This window comes from Rhodococcus sp. NPDC056516, assembly GCF_042794655.1.
Classification (GTDB): Bacteria; Actinomycetota; Actinomycetes; order Mycobacteriales; family Mycobacteriaceae; genus Rhodococcus_F.
On record NZ_JBHTTG010000008.1, the window covers coordinates 339,610 to 358,362 of the forward strand.

The 18,753-nt window shown below is 63.7% G+C and carries 19 protein-coding genes; 14 read left to right on the forward strand and 5 right to left on the reverse strand.

Annotated features, from left to right (window positions below):
• The first annotated feature begins 5 nt into the window (after positions 1–5).
• From ACFQ6Y_RS25055 to tuf, 14 genes are all read left to right on the forward strand, one after another.
• A complete protein-coding gene (locus ACFQ6Y_RS25055) occupies positions 6–857 on the forward strand; it encodes a TIGR03084 family metal-binding protein (protein ID WP_378638378.1) in 852 nt (283 codons plus the stop codon).
• Positions 854–2,575, forward strand: a complete 1,722-nt coding sequence (locus ACFQ6Y_RS25060) for an acyclic terpene utilization AtuA family protein (protein WP_378638384.1) — start codon at positions 854–856, stop codon at positions 2,573–2,575. The genes ACFQ6Y_RS25055 and ACFQ6Y_RS25060 overlap by 4 nt, the downstream gene beginning before the upstream one ends.
• Positions 2,572–3,720 (forward strand): acyl-CoA dehydrogenase family protein, encoded by a 1,149-nt coding sequence (locus tag ACFQ6Y_RS25065; protein ID WP_378638388.1) that lies wholly within the window; start codon positions 2,572–2,574, stop codon positions 3,718–3,720. Before ACFQ6Y_RS25060 ends, ACFQ6Y_RS25065 begins: the two co-directional genes overlap by 4 nt.
• Positions 3,717–5,315 (forward strand): acyl-CoA carboxylase subunit beta, encoded by a 1,599-nt coding sequence (locus tag ACFQ6Y_RS25070; RefSeq protein WP_378638393.1) that lies wholly within the window; start codon positions 3,717–3,719, stop codon positions 5,313–5,315. The genes ACFQ6Y_RS25065 and ACFQ6Y_RS25070 overlap by 4 nt, the downstream gene beginning before the upstream one ends.
• An 8-nt stretch (positions 5,316–5,323) precedes the next feature.
• On the forward strand, positions 5,324–7,309 hold the full coding sequence (locus ACFQ6Y_RS25075) for an acetyl/propionyl/methylcrotonyl-CoA carboxylase subunit alpha (RefSeq protein WP_378638398.1): 1,986 nt from the start codon (positions 5,324–5,326) through the stop codon (positions 7,307–7,309).
• The gene (locus tag ACFQ6Y_RS25080; protein WP_033236424.1) at positions 7,309–8,469 is read left to right on the forward strand and encodes an acyl-CoA dehydrogenase family protein; all 1,161 of its coding nucleotides are present in this window, start codon (positions 7,309–7,311) and stop codon (positions 8,467–8,469) included. The genes ACFQ6Y_RS25075 and ACFQ6Y_RS25080 overlap by 1 nt, the downstream gene beginning before the upstream one ends.
• A 24-nt stretch (positions 8,470–8,493) precedes the next feature.
• Positions 8,494–9,279 (forward strand): enoyl-CoA hydratase family protein, encoded by a 786-nt coding sequence (locus ACFQ6Y_RS25085; RefSeq protein WP_378447207.1) that lies wholly within the window; start codon positions 8,494–8,496, stop codon positions 9,277–9,279.
• 77 nt (positions 9,280–9,356) lie between these two features.
• Positions 9,357–9,968, forward strand: a complete 612-nt coding sequence (locus ACFQ6Y_RS25090; RefSeq protein WP_378447208.1) for a TetR/AcrR family transcriptional regulator — start codon at positions 9,357–9,359, stop codon at positions 9,966–9,968.
• Between the two features lie 50 nt (positions 9,969–10,018).
• Positions 10,019–10,567: a DUF3558 domain-containing protein gene (locus ACFQ6Y_RS25095; protein WP_378638403.1), complete on the forward strand. Its 549-nt coding sequence runs from the start codon at positions 10,019–10,021 to the stop codon at positions 10,565–10,567.
• 53 nt (positions 10,568–10,620) lie between these two features.
• On the forward strand, positions 10,621–11,109 hold the full coding sequence (locus ACFQ6Y_RS25100; RefSeq protein WP_378638407.1) for a DUF3558 domain-containing protein: 489 nt from the start codon (positions 10,621–10,623) through the stop codon (positions 11,107–11,109).
• Between the two features lie 409 nt (positions 11,110–11,518).
• Positions 11,519–11,893, forward strand: coding sequence for a 30S ribosomal protein S12 (rpsL, locus tag ACFQ6Y_RS25105; protein WP_003941908.1), 375 nt, complete (start codon positions 11,519–11,521; stop codon positions 11,891–11,893).
• Positions 11,893–12,363, forward strand: coding sequence for a 30S ribosomal protein S7 (gene rpsG / locus ACFQ6Y_RS25110; protein ID WP_003941856.1), 471 nt, complete (start codon positions 11,893–11,895; stop codon positions 12,361–12,363). The genes rpsL and rpsG overlap by 1 nt, the downstream gene beginning before the upstream one ends.
• Positions 12,364–12,564: 201 nt before the next feature.
• Positions 12,565–14,667: an elongation factor G gene (gene fusA, locus ACFQ6Y_RS25115; RefSeq protein WP_003942073.1), complete on the forward strand. Its 2,103-nt coding sequence runs from the start codon at positions 12,565–12,567 to the stop codon at positions 14,665–14,667.
• A 125-nt stretch (positions 14,668–14,792) separates the two neighbouring features.
• Positions 14,793–15,983 (forward strand): elongation factor Tu, encoded by a 1,191-nt coding sequence (gene tuf, locus ACFQ6Y_RS25120; RefSeq protein ID WP_019744283.1) that lies wholly within the window; start codon positions 14,793–14,795, stop codon positions 15,981–15,983.
• Positions 15,984–16,076: 93 nt separating this feature from the next.
• Here tuf and ACFQ6Y_RS25125 read toward each other — a convergent pair whose 3' ends face one another.
• The 5 genes from ACFQ6Y_RS25125 to ACFQ6Y_RS25145 are packed head-to-tail and all read right to left on the reverse strand — an operon-like array spanning position 16,077 to position 18,638.
• Positions 16,077–16,640, reverse strand: a complete 564-nt coding sequence (locus tag ACFQ6Y_RS25125; protein WP_378537689.1) for a hypothetical protein — start codon at positions 16,638–16,640, stop codon at positions 16,077–16,079.
• Positions 16,637–17,629 carry a DUF6286 domain-containing Asp23/Gls24 family envelope stress response protein gene (locus ACFQ6Y_RS25130; RefSeq protein ID WP_378638414.1) on the reverse strand — a complete coding sequence of 331 codons (993 nt, stop codon included), beginning with the start codon at positions 17,627–17,629 and terminating at the stop codon, positions 16,637–16,639. Before ACFQ6Y_RS25130 ends, ACFQ6Y_RS25125 begins: the two co-directional genes overlap by 4 nt.
• A complete protein-coding gene (locus ACFQ6Y_RS25135) occupies positions 17,616–17,795 on the reverse strand; it encodes a hypothetical protein (protein WP_003942043.1) in 180 nt (59 codons plus the stop codon). The genes ACFQ6Y_RS25130 and ACFQ6Y_RS25135 overlap by 14 nt, the downstream gene beginning before the upstream one ends.
• Position 17,796: 1 nt before the next feature.
• Positions 17,797–18,174, reverse strand: a complete 378-nt coding sequence (locus ACFQ6Y_RS25140) for a hypothetical protein (protein WP_378638418.1) — start codon at positions 18,172–18,174, stop codon at positions 17,797–17,799.
• Positions 18,171–18,638: an Asp23/Gls24 family envelope stress response protein gene (locus ACFQ6Y_RS25145; protein WP_003941912.1), complete on the reverse strand. Its 468-nt coding sequence runs from the start codon at positions 18,636–18,638 to the stop codon at positions 18,171–18,173. The genes ACFQ6Y_RS25140 and ACFQ6Y_RS25145 overlap by 4 nt, the downstream gene beginning before the upstream one ends.
• Positions 18,639–18,753 lie beyond the last annotated feature (115 nt).

Here is an 18,753-nt window from a genome sequence, read left to right on the forward strand (position 1 = left end):
GTCGCATGGCCGAACTTCAGACGTTCATCGATGACTTGCGGGCCGAAGGTGAGAGCCTCGACGCCCTGGTTGCAGATCTGCCCGAGGAGAAGTGGGCGACATTGACGCCCGCGGAAGGGTGGACCATCGCCCATCAGATCGGGCACCTGCACTGGACGGACAGTGCAGCAATCCTGGCGATCACCGACCCGGACGGGTTCGCGGAGCAGTTGAAGGCGGCGTTCGTGAATCCGGCGGGGTTCGTCGACGACGGTGCTGCCGAGCAGGCCGCCCGGCCGCCCGCAGAGTTGCTCGCCGATTGGCGGGCGGGGCGCACTGCTCTCGTCGAGGCGCTCACCGCTGCCCCGGCCGGCACCAAGTTCCCCTGGTACGGCCCGCCCATGGGCGGTGTCTCCATGGCAACTGCGCGGTTGATGGAGACGTGGGCACATGGACAGGACGTCGCCGACGCTCTTGGTGCCGAACGAGTTCCGACGTCGCGCATCAAGAACATCGCTCACCTGGGCGTGCGGACGCGGAATTTTGCGTACTCGGTCAACGAGAAGACCCCGCCAACCGAGGACTTCCGGGTGGAGTTGACGGCGCCCGACGGTTCGATCTGGACCTGGGGGCCGGAAGATGCGACGCAGAAGGTGACGGGGCCGGCGTTGGACTTCTGCTTGCTGGTCACTCAGCGCGCCAATCGCGCCGATCTCGATCTGGTCGCCGACGGCGGCGACGCGGACGAGTGGCTCGGGTTCGCGCAGGCATTTGCGGGGCCCAGCGGCGAGGGACGAGCCGCCATCGGATCCAGCGGCGAGGGACGAGCGGCCATCGGATCCAGCGGTGAGGGACGAGAATCGAAGGTGGACAGATGAGTTCGGTGCGGATCGGCAACTGTTCCGGTTTCTACGGCGACCGCGTCTCGGCGATGCGCGAGATGCTCGAGGGCGGCGAACTCGACTACCTGACCGGCGACTACCTTGCCGAACTGACCATGTTGATCCTCGGCCGCGACCGGATGAAGGACCCGTCGCTCGGCTATGCGAAGACGTTCCTGCGGCAGGTGGAGGACACCCTCGGCCTCGCGCTCGACAAGGGCGTGAAGATCGTCGCGAACGCCGGCGGCCTCAACCCAGCCGGACTGGCCGAGGCGCTGCGCGAGGTCAACGCCAAGCTGGGTTTGAACGCGAAGATCGCTCACGTCGAGGGTGACGATCTGGTCTCCCGCGCCGACGAACTCGGACTCGGCTCACCGCTGACGGCCAACGCGTACCTCGGCGCCTGGGGCATCGTCGAAGCATTGTCGGCCGACGCCGATGTCGTTGTCACCGGACGTGTCACCGACGCTTCGGTGATCGTCGGTCCGGCCGCCCGTCACTTCGGTTGGAAGCGAGATGATTTCGATCAGCTGGCTGGTGCTGTCGCGGCGGGCCACGTCATCGAGTGCGGCACCCAGGCCACCGGCGGCAACTACGCGTTCTTCACCGAGATTCCCAATCTGGGCCGCCCTGGCTTCCCGATCGCCGAGATCAACGCGGACGGCTCGTCCGTCATCACCAAGCATGCCGGAACGGATGGCGAGGTGAGCGTCGGCACCGTGACGGCGCAGCTGTTGTACGAGATCACGGGCGGACGCTACGCGGGCCCGGACGTGACCACTCGCATCGACAACGCGGTGCTCACCCAGGAAAGCCCGGATCGGGTGCTGATCAGCGGCGTCACAGGCGAGGCTCCGCCGCCGCAGTACAAGGTCTCGCTGAACACACTGGCCGGGTTCCGCAACGAGGCTACGTTCATCCTCACCGGTCTCGACATCGAGGCCAAAGCGGATCTGGCAAAGGGGCAACTCGAATCCTGGCTGACGAAGAAGCCGGCCGAACTGGTCTGGACCCTCGCTCGCACGGATCATCCGGATTCCGATACCGAAGAAACTGCGAGTGCGTTGCTGCGCTGCGTGGTTCGCGATTCCGATCCCAAGGTTATCGGTCGTCCCTTCTCCGCGGTTGCGGTGGAAATGGCACTTGCCAGCTACCCAGGCTTCTCGCTGACCGCGCCGCCGAGCAACGGCCAACCGTACGGGGTGTTCACCCCCGGCTACGTCGACGCGGGATCGGTGCCTCACGTCGCCGTGCTTCCCGACGGCACTCGTGTGGACATCGCTCCGTCCACGCTGACGCAGGACCTCGAACCTGTCGACGAACCCGAGCGTCCGGAGCCCTTGCCGCCTCAGTCTTCGCTCTCGGTGCCACTCGGCACGATCGCCGGCGCTCGAAGCGGCGACAAGGGTGGAAACGCCAACGTCGGCGTCTGGGTTCGCACGGACGATCAGTGGAAGTGGTTGGCGCACACCCTCACCGTCGAGAAGCTCAAGGAACTACTGCCCGAAGCGGCAGAGTTGACCGTCACTCGTTACCAGCTTCCGCACCTTCGTGCTGTCAACTTCGTGATCGAGGGAATCCTCGGTCAGGGTGTGGCTTCGCAGGCGCGGTTCGATCCGCAAGCCAAGGGAATTGGCGAATGGTTGCGCTCGCGCCACGTCGACATCCCGATTTCGCTACTCCCCACATCTGACGAGAAAGAGGATTCACGGTGACCGTGTGGACCACACCGGAAAGGCTTGCGCTTCGCGAGACCGTACGCGGATTCGTGAACCAGGAGATTTTGCCGCACCTGACGCAGTGGGAGCGTGACGGTGAGATCCCGCGCGAATTGCACCGCAAGGCAGGCGCTCTGGGTCTGCTCGGGGCCAGTGCTCCCGAATCTGCAGGCGGTGAAGGCGGTGACGCCGTCGACTCCATCGTGATCTGTGAAGAGATGCATCAGGCCGGTGCGTCTGGCGGGTTGTTCGCCTCGCTGTTCACCTGCGGTATCGCCGTGCCGCACCTGATTGCGGCCGGCGACGAGGCGCAGATCGAGAAGTGGGTCAAGCCGACGCTGCGCGGGGAGAAGATCGGCTCGCTCGCCATCACCGAACCGGGCGGTGGCAGCGACGTCGGACACCTGACAACCACAGCCAAGCGCGACGGCGACCATTACGTCGTCAACGGCGCAAAGACGTTCATCACCTCCGGGGTTCGCGCCGACTTCGTCGTCACCGCGGTGCGCACCGGCGGCTCCGGAGCCGGTGGCGTCTCGCTGCTCGTGATCGAGAAGGGCACACCGGGATTCACGGTGTCGCGCAAGCTCGAGAAGATGGGGTGGCGCGCGTCCGATACCGCGGAACTGTCGTTTGTCGACGCAAGGGTTCCGGTGGAGAATCTGGTCGGGGCAGAGAACAGCGGCTTCGCGCAGATCGCGCAGGCATTCGTCTCCGAGCGTGTCGCCCTCGCCGCGCAGGCGTATGCCAGCGCAGAGCGATGCCTGGAACTGACGCTCGAATGGTGCCGTGCCCGTGAGACGTTCGGCCGCCCCCTGATCAGCCGCCAGGCAGTGCAGAACACCGTCACCGAGATGGCCCGCAAGATCGATGTGGCCAAGGTGTACACGCACTCGGTGATCGAGCGTTACATGGCCGGTGACGGAGATCTGATCGCCGAGGTGTGCTTCGCCAAGAACACGGCCGTCGAAACCGGTGAATGGGTTGCCAACCAAGCGGTTCAGCTGTTCGGTGGCCTCGGCTACATGCAGGAAAGTGAAGTGGAGAGGCAGTACCGGGACATGCGAATTCTGGGAATCGGTGGCGGTACCACCGAAATCCTCATCGGCCTCGCAGCCAAGCGATTGGGGTATCAGTCATGAGTGTCATCCGGTCCACACTGGACACCAATTCCGAGGTCTACAAGACCGCAACCTCGACCATGAACACCAAGCTCGCCGAGATCGAGGTCGAGCACGCCAAGGCGCTGGCCGGTGGCGGCGAGAAGTACACCGAGCGGCACCACAAGCGGGGAAAGCTCTTGGCGCGTGAACGGATCGAACTTCTCCTCGATCAGGATTCACCGTTCCTCGAGGTGTGCCCCCTCGCCGCCTGGGGAAGCGATTTCCCGGTCGGTGCCAGCACTGTGGTCGGTATCGGCGTCGTCGAAGGCGTCGAATGCCTGATCGTCGCCAACGATCCCACCGTGCGCGGCGGCACCAGCAACCCGTGGACGCTTCGTAAGGGTTTCCGCGCCAACGACATCGCCATGCAGAACCGCCTGCCGGTGATCTCCCTGGTCGAGTCCGGCGGCGCAGATTTGCCGACGCAGAAGGAGGTGTTCATCCCGGGTGGGCGTATGTTCCGTGACCTCACGCAGCTCTCCGCCGCCGGAATCCCCACCATCGCACTGGTCTTCGGCAACTCGACGGCCGGCGGCGCGTACATTCCTGGCATGTCCGACCACGTCGTGATGATCAAGGAACGCTCCAAGGTGTTTCTCGCGGGCCCGCCGCTGGTCAAGATGGCCACCGGTGAGGAATCCGACGACGAGGCACTCGGCGGCGCCGAAATGCACGCGCGCAAGTCCGGGCTGGCCGACTACTTCGCCGCCGACGAGCAGGATGCGATCCGCATCGGGCGCTCGATCGTCAAGCGAATCAACTGGATCAAGAAGGGGCCGGCGCCTCGCGCCGAGATCATCGAACCGCTCGAGGATCCGGAAGAGTTGCTCGGCATCGTTCCCGCCGACCTGAAGATCCCTTTCGATCCGCGTGAGGTCATCGCCCGCATCGTCGACGGTTCCGACTTCGACGAGTTCAAGCCGCTCTACGGGTCGTCTCTCGTGACCGGCTGGGCGGAGCTGAACGGCTACTCGATCGGCATCCTGGCGAACGCCCGTGGAGTTCTCTTCAGTGAGGAATCCCAGAAGGCCACACAGTTCATCCAGCTGGCCAACCGCTCCAACACGCCGTTGCTGTTCCTGCACAACACCACCGGCTACATGGTGGGCAAGGAATACGAGGAGGGTGGCATGATCAAGCACGGATCGATGATGATCAATGCGGTTGCCAACTCCAAGGTTCCGCACATCTCCATCCTGCTCGGAGCGTCGTACGGCGCTGGTCACTACGGCATGTGCGGGCGCGCGTTCGATCCGCGATTCCTCTTCGCCTGGCCCAGTTCCAAGTCCGCCGTCATGGGCGGTGCGCAACTCGCCGGCGTCATCTCCATCGTGGGACGCGCTGCCGTCGAGGCGCGTGGCCAGGTCTTCGACGAGCAGGCCGATGCCGGCATGCGCGCGATGATCGAGAACCAGATCGAGGCCGAGTCACTTCCGATGTTCTTGTCCGGGCGTCTTTACGACGACGGCGTCATCGACCCCCGAGACACCCGCACCGTGGTGGGAATGTGCCTGTCGGCCATTGCCACCGCCCCGATCGAAGGCACCGAGAACTTCGGCGTCTTCCGTATGTGAGGCACGCCGTGACAATCACTTCAGTACTGGTCGCCAATCGTGGCGAAATCGCCCGCCGTGTCTTTGCGACCTGCCGCAAGAACGGAATCGGCACGGTCGCGGTGTTTTCCGACGCAGATGCCGACAGCCCCCACGTCGCCGAAGCCGACGCCTCGGTTCGGCTGCCGGGTAACACACCTGCCGAGACGTACCTGCGGGGTGAGCTCATCATCGCCGCCGCCAAGGCTTCGGGCGCTGACGCGATTCATCCCGGCTATGGATTCCTCTCCGAGAACGCAGAGTTCGCGCGCAGCGTCATCGACGCGGGACTGACGTGGATCGGCCCGCCCGTCGAATCCATCGAGCTCATGGGATCGAAGGTCGAGTCCAAGAAGATCATGGACGCTGCCGGAGTTCCGGTACTTTCCGAACTTGATCCCGCCGCGGTGACCGAAGCTCATCTTCCGGTGCTCATCAAGGCGTCGGCCGGCGGCGGTGGACGCGGAATGCGTGTCGTTCGTGAATTGTCGGCGCTGGACGGCGAACTGGAAGCGGCTCGGCGTGAGGCGCAGTCCGCATTCGGCGACCCGACGGTCTTCTGCGAGCGCTACCTCGAGACCGGTCGGCACATCGAGGTTCAGGTCATGGCCGACCGACACGGCGGCGTGTGGGCGGTGGGGGAGCGCGAGTGCTCGATCCAGCGTCGGCACCAGAAGGTCGTCGAAGAGGCACCGTCGCCGCTCGTGCAACGCATCCCGGCGATGCGCGACAAGCTTTTCGACGCCTCGCGGCTCGCCGCCAATGCCATCGGCTACGAAGGCGCAGGAACCGTCGAGTTCCTCGCCGACGAAAAGGGCGACTTCTTCTTCCTCGAGATGAACACCCGTTTGCAGGTGGAGCACCCGGTCACCGAATGCACCACCGGACTTGATCTGGTGGAGCTGCAATTGCAGGTCGCTTCGGGCGACGCGCTCCCAGGCGAGCAGCCGCAGATCCGTGGGCATTCGATCGAGGTGCGTCTGTACGCCGAGGATCCCGCGAAGAACTGGCAGCCGCAGAGCGGTACCGTTCACCACATCGAGTTGCCCGGTGACGTGGCAGAATTCAGTGTCCTGCGTGAGCAGGGTGTTCGCCTCGACTCGGGTGTCATCGACGGCAGTGTCGTCGGCGTCCATTACGACCCGATGCTGGCCAAGGTCATCTCCTACGCGCCGACGCGAACGGCAGCTGCGCGGCTGCTCGCATCGACGCTGGCGCGCACCAGGATTCACGGCTTGCGTACCAACCGCGACCTGCTCGTCAACGTCTTGGCCCATCCGGCCTTCATTGCCGGAGATACCGACACTGCCTTCTTCGAGACTCACGACCTCGAGAAGCTGTCAACACCTCTGGCCGACACCGACGCCGAAAGACTCTCGGCGCTGGCGGCGGCACTTGCCGATGCCGCGCACAACCGGGCGTCGGCCCGCGTCATCGGCCGCTTGCCCAGCGGGTGGCGCAACCTCCCGTCGCAGCCGCAGAGCAAGAGTTACTCCACTGCGTCGGGCGACTACGACGTCCGCTACTCCCTGAGTCGAAGTGGTGTGCTGAATGCAGAAGGCTTCGACGACGTGAGCCTGGTATCGGCAACTGCGACCCGGGTCGTGCTCGAGCAGAGCGGAGTTCGGCGTTCGTTCGACGTGGCTGCCTACGCGAGTGAGATTTTTGTCGACTCCTCGCTCGGACCCGTCGCCTTGACGGCAGCACCGCGCTTCGTGGATCCGTCGGCGGAAGTCGCTGCCGGTTCGTTGCTCGCTCCGATGCCGGGATCGGTCATCCGCCTCGGCGCCGCACTCGGTGACACCGTCACTGCCGGCCAGCCGATTCTGTGGCTCGAGGCCATGAAGATGGAGCACACTGTCACCGCGCCGACTGCCGGTGTCCTGGTAGAACTTCCGGTCGCCGTCGGCCAGCAGGTCGAGGTCGGATCGGTACTCGCACGTGTGGAAGAACCCGCTACAGAAGAGGAAGCATGATGAGTTTCATCGAAACCGAAGAGCAGAAGGAACTGCGGGCATCCGTTTCCAAACTGGGTGAGCGCTTCAACTACGTCGACTACGTGCTGCCCAAGGCGCGCAAGGGCGAGCCGCTCACCGAATTGTGGAACGAGGCGGGCAAACTCGGATTCCTGGGCGTCAACCTGCCGGAGGAATATGGCGGCGGCGGTGCCGGCATCTACGAACTCGCGCTGGTGCAGGAGGAACTGGCAGCGCAGGGTGCCGGTCTGCTCCTGGTTGTGGTCTCGCCGGCCATCTGCGGCACCATCATCGGTAAGTACGGCACTGCGGAGCAGAAGCAGCAGTGGCTACCCAGCCTCGCCGACGGCTCCAAGATCATGGCGTTCGGAATCACCGAGGCCGACGCAGGTTCCAACTCGCATCAGATCACGACGACTGCTCGTCGCGACGGCGAAGACTGGATACTGAGTGGCAACAAGATCTACATCTCGGGCGTCGATCAAGCTGATGCGGTCCTCATCGTTGCGCGCACCGAGGACTCCAAGACCGGCAAGCTCAAGCCCGCTCTGTTCATCGTCCCCACGGATTCTCCCGGATTCGTGAAGACACAGATGGAGATGGACATCATCGAACCGGACCACCAGTTCATCTTGTTCCTCGACGACGTGCGCCTGCCGGCCGACGCTCTGGTCGGTGAAGCTGATGCCGCCCTGATGCAGTTGTTCGCCGGCCTCAATCCGGAGCGCATTCTGGGTGCGTCGATGGCGATCGGTATGGGCCGTTACGCCCTCAACGCTGCGGTGAAGTTCGCCAACGAGCGAACGGTGTGGAAGACGCCGATCGGTGCGCACCAGGGTATTTCACATCCTCTCGCGCAGGTGAAGATCGAACTCGAACTCGCCAAGCTGATGATGCAGAAGGCCGCGGTGCTCTACGACAGCGGTGACGATTTCGGTGCTGCCGAAGCCGCGAACATGGCGAAGTACGCGGCCGCCGAGGCCAGCATCAAGGCACTCGATCAGGCGATCCAGACGCACGGTGGTGCTGGTTTGACGAAGGAATACGGACTGGCTGCCATGCTCGGCGCGGCACGTATCGCCCGCGTTGCCCCGGTCAGTCGCGAGATGATCCTCAACTTCGTTTCGCAGCATTCCCTCGGTCTGCCGCGGTCTTACTAGACGGTCCTACTGAAGAGGAGACTCATGACGGATCAGGACAAGCCATACGTGCGGTACGAAGTATCGGGCGGTGCTGCCACGATCACTCTCGACTCACCCCACAACCGCAATGCGATTTCGACGCGGTTGGTCACGGAGTTGCAGGCGGGGTTGACTTCGGCGGCTGCCGATCCGGCGGTTCGAGCGGTAGTGCTCACCCACACCGGTGGAACATTCTGTGCGGGAGCCGATCTCAGTGAGGCATCCGGGTCGTCCGCATCGCCGGAGGAGGCAGTCAAGGAGCGCGGACGGGGGATGCTGACGCTCTTGCGCAGCATTCTCGAGCTTCCCAAGCCGGTGATCGGGCGCATCGACGGTCACGTTCGGGCCGGAGGCATGGGTCTTGTCGGGGCGTGCGACATCGTCGTCGCCGGACCGGCGAGCACCTTCGCGGTGACGGAATCACGATTGGGTTTGGCAGCATCCATCATTTCGCTCACGGTCCTGCCGAGGCTCGACCAGCGATCCGCGAGCCGCTACCTGCTCACCGGAGAGAAGTTCGGCCAGCACGAGGCCGAATCCATCGGACTCGTCACCTCCGCGTCGCAAGACACGGGGGAGTCGATCACCGAACTGCTCGGCACTTTGCGCCAATGTTCACCGCAGGGGCTGGCCGAATCGAAGTGGATCACGACGCGTTCGGTCCTGGCCGGATTCGACCGGGACGGCGAGGAGATGATCGCGCAGTCGGCTCGGCTGTTTTCCTCTGACGAGGCTCGTGAGGGCATGATGTCTTTCTTGCAGAAGCGTCCGGCAGCCTGGGCGCAGTAGAACATGCGTACTGGAATACGGCAGTAGGCCGAACACGGCAGTGGCTGGAACTCAGGAGTAGAAGGGATGGCGGCGCGATGACTCGAGAGCCCAAGCAGGACCGAAGTCGAGTCACGCGCTCCCACCTGCTCGAAGTGACGGTGGAGTGTCTCGCCGAACTCGGGTGGAGCGCAACGACGATGAGCGTCGTCGCGCAGCGTGCCGGGGTGTCCAGAGGTGCGATGCAGCACCACTTCCCGACTCGTGAGGACCTCATCACCGCGGCGCTCGAGGTGATGTTCGACGCCCGGATGGATCAGGCGCGAAAGGAATCGACCGACCTTCCGGTGGGTGCCGGACGAACCGAGGCGATCATTTCGCGGCTGGTCGAGTACTACACCGGGACCCTTTTCAAGGCAGCACTGCAGGTGTGGACGGCCGCCGCCTCCGACCCCGACCTGCGTGCCCGCGTCCTGCCCCTCGAGGAACGGTTCGGGCGCATCGCGCACCGCATGGCCGTCGAGAGTCTGGGTGTCGACGACTCCGATCCGGTGACGCATCGCCTGGTACAGGCGACACTGGACCTGGCCCGAGGGCTGGGGCTGGCAGACGTACTCACCGACGACTCGCGCCGGCGCACCGAGGTGGTCAAACAGTGGGCGGCGCAATTGGATTCCACGCTGGTTCGGGTACCGGTCACAACCCCCTGAATCGGTAGCGGGGCGTGTGTCGGGGGCCACCGAGAAGTACAGTCGGCTCCATGGCCGCACGCACTCTCACTTCGATCGGGACTTCGGTATTGGCCTCGGCTGCCGTGCTCTCGGTGGTGGTCGGCTGCAGCTCCGACGACGGGTCTGCCGATCGGCCGGGCGACGGCGCCAATTCGCCGGAGCTCGCACCCACCGATCCCGGTCCTATGTTCGCCGAATGCGGCTCGGTGACCGACGAAGAAGTTGTCAACGCCTTCAATCTCGGCACTTTTGCGACGACGACACGCAACGGCGTCGGTTGCCAATGGGAGGTCGCCGGTTCGAATGGCCCGAGCGTCAGTTTCTCCTGGTACCGCGGAAGCCCGATCGGCCGCGAAAGGGCAGGGTCCGACCTGCTCGGGCGTCCCGCCGACGACATCACGATCGGTGGTCACCAGGGCTTCATCGCGTCCACGGCGGGTTCGCTGTGCGAGTTGGGTATCGCGTTCGGCGGAGACTTCGTGCACTGGTCGATCACCTACGGCTTGCTGCCTCCGACCGCTGATCCGTGCACGGTTGCACGGGATCTGATGGAAAAAACAGTTTCGAGGGCACAGTGAGGTACGAGGGCACACTGAAGAGCGCAAGGATCGGACTCGCCCTGGCGGGGTCGATGGTTCTACTCACGGGCTGCGGCTCGGTGGTCACCGGGACTCCCCGCGCGGAGGGCAGCTACCGCGGTAGTGACAGCCAGGAATTTGCGAACGTCCTCCAAGAATGCGAAGCGGTCACCGACGAGCAGATCGCCGGCGCCGTGGGTGCCGACGCCGTCGGTCGTGGGTTCTTCGGCGCTATCTGCCGCTGGGACGGCATCGGGGCCGCGGGTCCGATCAAGATCACCTTCAACTGGTTCGAGACGGGCACTCTCGATCACGAGCGCGCTGCTTTCGAACATCTGGGATACGTGGTGGCGAAGATCGACATCAACGGCAGTAGCGGGTTCCAGGTTCGCCAGCCGGCCGATCCGCAGAGTTGCGGGGTGAGCGCGAGCGCGCCGGCCGGGGGAGTGTTCGGGTGGTGGGTCACCGAGCCGCAAGGCGGAGCGGATCCGTGCGAGGCGGCGGCGAAGCTCGGCGGGTTGACGTTGAACCGCAGCATCTGATCGCGACCGGTCCGGCTACGTGGTTCGAGTATGCGACCAGAGTGTCTGGTCAGAGCATGAGGTCACTATCACCGTGGCCTCGCTTTGACCTTGTGGCGCGCCGACAGGTATCGTTATGGGTCGTGTCCGGCATGCCCGGGCCGATCTGTGTGCCTAGCTAGGTATTGCCGTGCGCGCGTTCGAGCAGATTTTGCTGATGAACGAGCATCCGGCTGCCTGTGTGGGGGTATGCGACACGCCCGACCTCGGGGGTGGTGCAAGGCGCGAAAGTGCTGAGTACAGACTCTGAGGTGGGTGAGGAGCAGCAGCTCTCTTGCTCCAACTGCTAGATCCCTAATTTCAGAACAGCCACGTTTTCGAACGGCCCGAGTTCGCTCGAGCAGTCTGTTCGTCACAAGAAAGCCGGTAAATGCCAACCATCAACCAGCTGGTCCGCAAGGGTCGCCGCGACAAGACCGCCAAGGTCAAGACGGCAGCTCTCAAGGGCAGCCCGCAGCGTCGTGGCGTGTGCACTCGCGTGTACACCACCACCCCCAAGAAGCCGAACTCCGCGCTCCGTAAGGTCGCACGTGTTCGCCTCACGACTTCGGTCGAGGTCACCGCGTACATCCCCGGCGAAGGTCACAACCTTCAGGAGCACTCCATGGTGCTCGTCCGTGGCGGTCGTGTGAAGGACCTCCCGGGTGTCCGTTACAAGATCATCCGCGGCTCCCTCGACACCCAGGGTGTCAAGGGTCGCAAGCAGGCACGCAGCCGCTACGGCGCCAAGAAGGAGAAGAGCTAATGCCACGTAAGGGCCCCGCTCCGAAGCGCCCGCTCATCAACGACCCGGTTTACGGTTCACCGTTGGTGACGCAGCTCGTCAACAAGATCCTGCTGGACGGCAAGAAGTCCACCGCAGAGCGAATCGTGTACCAGGCTCTCGAGCAGGCACGCGAGAAGACCGGCACCGATCCGGTCGTCACCCTCAAGCGCGCCCTGGACAACGTCAAGCCTGCACTCGAGGTTCGTAGCCGCCGCGTCGGTGGCGCTACCTACCAGGTGCCGGTCGAGGTTCGTCCCGGTCGTTCCACCACGCTGGCACTGCGCTGGCTGGTCACCTTCTCGCGTGCACGTCGTGAGAAGACCATGGTCGAGCGTCTCGCCAACGAGCTCCTCGATGCCAGCAATGGCCTCGGTGCAGCTGTGAAGCGTCGCGAAGACACTCACAAGATGGCCGAAGCCAACAAGGCATTCGCCCACTACCGCTGGTGATGTAAAGCGTCGGAGCAACTGCCATCGGGTGGGGCTCCGACGCTTGTCGCCGTTGGCGACCTGATCATCTCGCCGGTTTCCGGACGCAGGTGGCCAGGTTCGCCTCGGCAGAGACATAATTGAAAGACCATGGCCTTGACGGTGGAACACACCGGATACGGCCGACACCCGAAAACCAAGCAACGAGCGGGGAAGAAACCTGTGGCACAGGAAGTGCTGACTGACCTGAACAAGGTCCGCAACATCGGCATCATGGCGCACATCGATGCCGGCAAGACCACCACCACCGAGCGCATCCTGTTCTACACCGGTGTCAATTACAAGATCGGTGAGACGCACGACGGTGCGTCGACGACGGACTGGATGGAGCAGGAGAAGGAACGCGGCATCACGATCACGTCTGCCGCCGTGACTTGCTTCTGGAACAACAACCAGATCAACATCATCGACACCCCCGGCCACGTCGACTTCACGGTCGAGGTGGAGCGGTCGCTGCGCGTGCTCGACGGCGCAGTTGCTGTCTTCGACGGTAAGGAAGGTGTCGAGCCGCAGTCCGAGCAGGTTTGGCGTCAGGCTGCCAAGTACGACGTTCCGCGCATCTGCTTCGTCAACAAGATGGACAAGATGGGCGCGGACTTCTACTTCACAGTCCAGACCATCATCGACCGTCTCGGCGCGAAGCCGCTCGTTCTCCAGCTGCCCATCGGCGCTGAGGACGACTTCGACGGCGTCGTCGACCTGGTCGAGATGCGTGCCATCACCTGGCGCGGTGTAGTTCCGACCGGTGCACTGCCGACCATCGAAGAGATCCCCGCGGACCTCGTCGAGAAGGCTGCAGAGTACCGCGAGAAGCTGCTCGAAACCGTTGCCGAGTCCGACGAAGCTCTCATGGAGAAGTACTTCGGCGGCGAAGAGCTCACGGTCGAGGAAATCAAGGGCGCCATCCGCAAGATGACGGTCGCTTCCGAGCTGTACCCGGTCATCTGTGGCTCCGCGTTCAAGAACAAGGGCGTTCAGCCCATGCTCGACGCAGTCATCGATTACCTGCCGAACCCGCTGGACATCGGCGAGGTCGTCGGCCACAAGCTCGGTGACGAAGAAGTAGAGATCACTCGCAAGCCGAGCAAGGAAGAGCCGTTCTCGGCTCTCGCCTTCAAGATCGCTGCTCACCCGTTCTTCGGCAAGCTGACCTTCGTCCGCGTGTACTCGGGTCGTATCGATCCGGGCGCTCAGGTGCTCAACGCAACCAAGGGCAAGAAGGAGCGCATCGGAAAGCTCTTCCAGATGCACGCCAACAAGGAGAACCCGGTAGACGAGGCCGTAGCCGGCCACATCTACGCAATGATCGGCCTCAAGGACACCACCACCGGTGACACCTTGTGCGATCAGGCGAGCCCCATCGTCCTCGAGTCGATGTCGTTCCCCGCGCCGGTCATCCAGGTCTCCATCGAGCCCAAGACCAAGTCCGACCAGGAAAAGCTGGGCGTCGCGATCCAGAAGCTCGCCGAAGAGGATCCGACCTTCTCGGTCGAACTCGACGAAGAGACCGGTCAGACCGTCATCGGCGGTATGGGCGAGCTCCACCTCGACATCCTCGTCGACCGCATGCGTCGCGAGTTCAAGGTCGAGGCGAACGTCGGTAAGCCGCAGGTTGCGTACCGCGAGACCATCACCAAGAAGGTCGAGAAGCACGACTACACCCACAAGAAGCAGACGGGTGGCTCGGGCCAGTTCGCAAAGGTCATCATCGCTCTGGAGCCTTTCGTGGGCGAAGACGGTGCTACCTACGAGTTCGAGAACAAGGTCTCCGGCGGACGTATCCCGCGCGAGTACATCCCCTCCGTGGATGCCGGTGCGCAGGACGCGATGCAGTACGGTGTTCTCGCCGGCTACCCGCTCGTGAACCTGAAGCTGTCGCTGCTCGATGGTGCTTACCACGACGTCGACTCCTCGGAAATGGCGTTCAAGGTTGCCGGTTCGCAGGCACTGAAGGAAGCCGCCCGCAAGGCCGGCCCCGTCATTCTCGAGCCGCTCATGGCTGTCGAGGTCACAACGCCCGAGGAATACATGGGCGACGTGATCGGCGACCTCAACTCCCGCCGTGGCCAGATTCAGGCCATGGAGGAACGCAGTGGTGCCCGTGTCGTGAAGGCGCTGGTTCCGCTCTCGGAGATGTTCGGTTACATCGGTGACCTGCGGTCGAAGACCCAGGGCCGTGCGAACTTCTCCATGGTGTTCGATTCCTACGCAGAGGTTCCCGCGAACGTCTCGAAGGAAATCATCGCCAAGGCGACGGGCGAGTAAGCACAGCGAGCTCCCCAGCCCGCGCCGGCAAGCGACTTCGGTTTCTTCCGGCACGAAGCACGACCAAGTAACAACCAACCGCACTGCTGCATACGGCAAGCAACAACAGTCCAGGAGGACACAAAGTGGCGAAGGCGAAGTTCGAGCGGACGAAGCCGCACGTGAACATCGGCACCATTGGTCACGTCGACCACGGCAAGACCACGACGACGGCGGCCATCACCAAGGTTCTCGCGGATGCATTCCCCGACCTGAACGAGGCTTCGGCCTTCGATCAGATCGACAAGGCTCCCGAGGAAAAGGCTCGTGGCATCACGATCAACATCTCGCATGTTGAGTACCAGACGGAAAAGCGCCACTACGCGCACGTCGATGCACCGGGTCACGCCGACTACATCAAGAACATGATCACCGGCGCAGCTCAGATGGACGGCGCTATCCTCGTCGTCGCAGCTACCGACGGCCCGATGCCCCAGACGCGCGAGCATGTCCTGCTCGCTCGCCAGGTCGGCGTTCCTTACATCCTCGTCGCCCTGAACAAGGCCGACATGGTTGACGACGACGAGATCCTCGAGCTCGTCGAGATGGAGGTCCGCGAACTGCTGGCCGCTCAGGAATTCGACGAGGAAGCCCCCGTCATTCCGATCTCGGCACTCAAGGCACTCGAGGGTGACCCGAAGTGGACGCAGTCCATTCTCGACCTGATGGCTGCTGTCGACGAGTCCATCCCGGACCCGGTCCGCGAGACGGACAAGCCCTTCCTCATGCCCGTCGAGGATGTCTTCACGATCACCGGCCGTGGCACCGTTGTCACCGGTCGTATCGAGCGCGGCTCGGTCAACGTGAACGAGGAGGTGGAGATCGTCGGCATCAAGGAGACCTCCACCAAGACCACCGTCACGGGTATCGAAATGTTCCGCAAGCTGCTCGACTCGGGCCAGGCCGGCGACAACGTCGGACTGCTCGTTCGTGGCATCAAGCGCGAAGATGTCGAGCGTGGACAGGTTGTCGTCAAGCCGGGCACCACGACTCCCCACACGGAGTTCGAGGGCCAGGCATACATCCTGTCGAAGGACGAGGGCGGCCGCCACACCCCGTTCTTCAACAACTACCGCCCGCAGTTCTACTTCCGTACCACGGACGTTACGGGCGTCGTGACGCTGCCTGAGGGCACCGAGATGGTCATGCCCGGTGACAACACCGAGATGTCCGTCAAGCTCATCCAGCCTGTCGCCATGGACGAGGGCCTGCGCTTCGCAATTCGCGAAGGCGGCCGTACGGTCGGCGCCGGCAAGGTTGCCAAGATCATCAAGTGAGACTCTCGTCTCGCTAGCTGATTCACAGCACTAGAAAAGGCGCTCATTCCCTTCGGGGAGTGAGCGCCTTTTCTGTGTTTGTTTGCTTCTTACCTACTTGGTGGCTTCGACCCGGTCGAGATGCAGCAGAACCTGCACCGCGACGGGTGAGCCGTCGAGGCTTCGCCTGGTTGCACCGGCGATGCGTTCGGCCGAAGCGGTGAATCCGGCGACGTCGATCGCCGGATCTGCGGTGACGACAATCGACAGCGTCGGCAGGCCGCGATCGATCGTCGCTTTGCTTCTGGTGCTTCGCACGCCGCTCAGCTGGGCGAGTTCGGCAGCTACACCGTCGGCAACCGGTCCGAGGTCCACGCTGACGTCGGTACCGGATTCGTTGTGCCGCAAAGTGACTGCGCTCGTTCGGCGCCGGCGAAGGTTCAGGTACAAAAGCCCGAAACCGGTGACGACGCAGAGAACAAAGGTGCCAGAGAGGACCCAGTGCCACCAAGGTTGCTCCGGAAGGCCGAAGAGGACTTCCCGATCAAGTCGTGACACCCAGGTTCGAATCAGCGAGGCACCCGCGTCCCACGCGATGGCGTATGCGCCGGCCGCGAGGAGCGCGATTCCGACAATGAGGACGATGGTCCGATCGACCGCGGAGATCCAACGGTTCACGAGGCGTCCTTTCGTCGGACTGCGGCTTCTCGTCGTGCGGCGGTTTCTCTCACGACCACCGAAAGTTGCAGTGGCTGCTGCAGTATCGCGAGGTGAGGCCGAACGGCTTCGTCGACGGCCGCGGCAAGTTGGGCGCGATCGCCACCGGTGGATTCGACGTGGACTTTGACGTGTTTGCGGTCCACGCTGGTGTGGGCCGAGCTGACGCCGGGAACGATCGCTGCGTGGCTACTGCACAGACGTGCGATGTCCGTCGGTCGCATCCATACCGTCGATGCACTCGGGTTGCCCAGTGGGACATGGGTTTTAGCGCGGCGTTTGATCGCCGACATGATCAGGACCACGCCCGCGACGACGGCAGCGATTGCCACAGGAAGCAGCCACGGTTGCCAGTGCAGACGCGACGTCCATTCCACGGAGTTTCGGATCCAGGGTGCCGATTCGAAAGTTCCACGGTTGATGAACCATTCGCGGGAGACCACGAACGCGAGCGCGAGCAGGCCGCAGGCGATGACGACGGCGGAGACCGCGGCGGCCGGGTTCGCGGACGGAACTCGCGGTGCAATCGGATCCGAGAGCGCCTCCTGTGCAGGGCCTTCCGCGATCTCGACGCCGGAAACGCAAGAATCGTCGGTGCCCTCGGTTGCCGCGATCATGACGTTCATGTCGTGGAGGGGCAGGCCGGTCAGCGACTCGACGCTGCGTCCGACTTCCGCTCGCACGCGCCCGGTCAGTTCGGTGACCGAACACGGCCAGGACACGGCGAGGAAGAGGTTGATGGCGACGGCGTCGCTGCCCATCGAGATGTCGGCTCGCGGAAGGTCGCGTCCGGTCAAGCGGGTCAAACCGCCGGACTGGCGGACCACTCCCGGTACGTTTACCGCTGCGGCCGTGGCGATCTTGGCCATCGCCCGGTCCTTGATGACCAGCGAACCGCGTAGGCCGGGATCGTCTGCCGCGCTCGAATCAACTGGCTCAGCCACGGCCACGGCTTCGAAGGATCGCGCCGAGATCGAGATGTCCGTCGCGGTGCGCTCCGATCGCCATACCGGCGGCGCCGAGCAGGACTGCGAAGACGAATCCGCTGAATCCACCCATGATTCCGGCGAGCGCGAGGAGCAGACCGACCAGCAGTCCGACGGTTGTGCTGTTCATGTCAGTTCCCTTCTCGAATGTTCGGTGCAATGTCGGTGACGGTGGAAGACTCTGTGACTACATTCTCGGAGATATCCGGCAGGTACCCCGCTGTCGACAGGTCTCCGACGGTGACGTCGACCGGTACGTCGACCAACTGCGCCACCACAGCTCGGACACGTTCGGCGACGCTGCGAACGTCGGCCGGGTAGTGAACGGAAATATGTACCGCACAGGAGTTTTCGTCGACGACGACGCCGGTGATTCGGCGCCCTGGTAGGTAGGTTCCCACCTCACCGAACTGCCCGCCGTGCAAATCTGCCACTTCCGGGATCGCAAGAACGGCGTCGGCGACAACCTCGGCCGCGTCGATCTCGCGGCCGGCGTCGGCGGTACTCACTGAACCCTCGGCTTGGCTTCCGGATCGGTACTGCCGCCGCTCTCTGCATCCTCGAAGAGCATGACGTCGAAGACGGTGATGTTGACCTCGGTGACCTCGAGACCCGTCATGCTTTCGACTGCGGCAATGACGTTTCGGCGGATCCCTACCGCCAGTTCGTGGAGTGCGACGCCGTACTCGGCGACGATTCCGATGTCGATGGCGGCTTGTTTCTCGCCCACCTCCACCGCCACGCCCTGGGCATGGTTGACGCGGGCGCCCGGTATGCGGTCGCGAAGTGCCCCCACCGCACGCGCTGTGCCCCCGCCGACGTCGTACACGCCGTTGATCTCGCGGGTCGCGATACCGGCGATCTTGGCGACCACGGCGTCGGCGATGATCGTCTTGCCCTGGGTGCTGACTAGTTCCGCGCCACCGTCGGCGCCGAATCGGACGCTGTTCTTTTCACTGGAATCGCTGGTCATGGGGGCTCCCTGCTCATGTGTCAGTGCGTGCGTCTGAAGTACTTACAACTGTAGTGACTGGTCGGTGGCCATGCGGGATGCACCACACCTACTCCGGCATTTCGTATGGCAGAGT